4 protein-coding genes are annotated in these 2,407 nt (G+C 44.9%); all 4 read left to right on the top strand.

Going from position 1 to position 2,407, the window contains the following annotated elements:
• Positions 1-234: toprim domain-containing protein (locus tag HMPREF2983_RS04755; RefSeq protein ID WP_027444994.1), on the top strand; the 234-nt coding region annotated here is incomplete at its 5' end.
• Between the two features lie 4 nt (positions 235-238).
• Positions 239-700 (top strand): DUF3408 domain-containing protein, encoded by a 462-nt coding sequence (locus tag HMPREF2983_RS04750; RefSeq protein ID WP_008449678.1) that lies wholly within the window; start codon positions 239-241, stop codon positions 698-700.
• 360 nt (positions 701-1,060) lie between these two features.
• The gene (locus HMPREF2983_RS04745; protein ID WP_008449726.1) at positions 1,061-1,492 is read left to right on the top strand and encodes a plasmid mobilization protein; all 432 of its coding nucleotides are present in this window, start codon (positions 1,061-1,063) and stop codon (positions 1,490-1,492) included.
• On the top strand, positions 1,476-2,407 hold a 932-nt coding region (locus HMPREF2983_RS04740), incomplete at its 3' end, for a relaxase/mobilization nuclease domain-containing protein (protein WP_070667171.1). The genes HMPREF2983_RS04745 and HMPREF2983_RS04740, both read left to right, overlap by 17 nt.

The following is a 2,407-nucleotide window of genomic DNA, read 5'->3' as shown; positions in this document are numbered from 1 at the left end:
AAAAGAAATATAACCTCTGTTCGTGCTTTTCTTGATAATGACGATGCAGGTCGAAAAGCTGTGCAGGAATTTGTAAACACAGGTTTTAAGGTAGAAGATATGGCAGTGTATTATAGAGACTTCAAAGACCTCAACGAGTTTCATGTCAGTCGTGTCCGTGAGCAACAGAAAAAGTTGGAGAAAACTCCCAATACAAGCAACAAAAGAAAACAAGTCAAACTTAAAATAAGATAGAGGTATGGAAAAGAAAACAGTCAGCAAAGAGGAAATGGAAAATACCATCAGGAAATCTTTCAGTATGAGCCAAGCTGAAAGTTCAAGTGAACAAACCGTCGCTGAATTTCGAGCAAAGGGAATGAAAAATATTCAAGAGCAAAAACAACAAGGAACAGAACATGTCATAAAGTATGTTACGCCAGCCGAGCCTGCACAGCATACAGAGCATGCAACCGTTCAAAAACGCATCAGTGCCAAGATGAGAAAAGAGACACTCGACGCATACAAGCAGGCGTTCCTCGTTCCGACAAAGCTAAGTGAGAGAAAGGCGGTTTACCTGAGCAGGGAGACGCAGGAACGTGCCGACTTCATCGTTCGCAGGTTGGGTGACAGGGGTAGCAATCTTTCAAGTTTCGTGGAGAACATCGTGCGCATCCATTTGGGGGAATACGGTGAGGATGTAGAGAAATGGAGAAAACTGTGAACCGCAAGAAAATGGTCGAGGGGTTTCAGAAAAAGGAACACCTCTTTCACTCAAAACCCTCGACACTTTTCAGAGAGTAAGGCAACGAACTTTTGCTAAAAACACTGAATGGTGGGAACGCTACGAACGCAGTTAGATACTGAATGCACGGCATTCGCTTTTAATAACCAAAACGCTTTATGCGTAAACGTTTCGTTAGCTGACATTGCAAGACGTCAGTTTGTACCCACAAACTGCTCTTGCTCCCCTCGTTCGATTGTCGGGGAGATAAGACCGTAATCACTCCGTTCTCATCGGTCAGTATTCAGGAATTAAGAAACAATGAATCATCTACAATGATTAACTTTCTAAGAAACTTATATGAAAAGATACAAAGGAAAAGCTGCCCGATGGCAGCAACAGGATAAGGAAGAACAGCGGATGAACAAAACGGAGTTCATCAAGGTAAGATGCACCTTAGAAGAGAAGCAGCGTATCAAGTCAAAAGCGGAAAGTGCAGGGCGGAAGTTCTCAGATTACTGCCGTGAGATACTCCTTAACGGAGAAGTAACAGCCGTTCCCAAGATGACAGACAATGAGAGGGAAGCCATTGCCATTCTCCATCATACAGGAAAGTTCTATGGACAGGTATCCAATCTCATCAAGGTCAAGGACGAAAGGTGGGTACTCATCACAAAGAACCTATCACTATGTGCAAAAGAAGCATTTAAGCGGTTTTACGACCCTCATTTTCGTGTGGAAGATGAGGTATATAAGGTCTTAAATCTAACAAGAAATGATAGGAAAATGTAAGGCGATAGCGCACGGCAGCACGGCTTTAGACTATATCTTCAGAGAGGGCAAGCTTGGCTATCGACTTGCCTTCCACAATCTTTGCAGCAGGGAGCCAAAGGCTATCTATGAGGAAATGAAAGTGGTCAGCGATTACAACAGTCGTTGCAGGAACAAGTTTCTCCGTATCGAAATAGGCATCGCACCGCAGGACGAGAAAAAGCTGTCAGTGTCCGAACTCATGTGGATAACCCATTTATTTGCCAAGCAAATGGGACTTGACAACCACCAATGGGTGGCGGTAACGCACAAGGATACCGACAACAGACACATTCACATCATTGCCAACCGCATCAGTTTGTACGGAGAGGTCTATGATACTACTTTTGTGAGCAATAGGGCAGCAAGGGTGGCGGAAGAAATCAGCAGGGAGAAACACTTGACCATCGCAAAGGAGGTCAAGGCGAAAAAGCAGCATCAGGAGCCAAAAGCCAGTCCAATAAGAGAGCAGACAAAACAGCAGGTACAGCAAATCTGCTATGCCCTGCTTGACAAGTACAAAGGTATGGGTATTACTGGGCATTCCATGTTCCTTTACGAGTTGAACAAGAACGGCATCGCGATAGAGCGCATGAAGAACAAGCAGGGCAAGGTCTATGGCTTGAAGTTCTCATACGCAGGACAATCATTCAAGGCATCCGAAATCGGCAGGGAGTTCGGCTACCGTTCCCTGCAGAAAAACTTTGAACCAACCAACAGGGAAGAGCCAAGGAAACCACACCAAACAATACAGGAGGCAACAGAAAAGAACGAACGCCCTGATACCGGTTATCAACTCGTACCTCCAAGCCGCTCCTCAATTTCACGAGACAATGACACACCACAAGTGCAGAATCCTATTAGTACAGTGGCAGACACCATTGTTAGTGCAGCCGA

Origin of the sequence: Prevotella sp. HMSC077E09 (assembly GCF_001814685.1) — a bacterium.
Lineage (GTDB): Bacteria > Bacteroidota > Bacteroidia > Bacteroidales > Bacteroidaceae > Prevotella > Prevotella oris.
The sequence above is the reverse complement of the archived record's forward strand: the minus strand, read 5'-3'. Positions and strand labels throughout refer to the sequence as shown.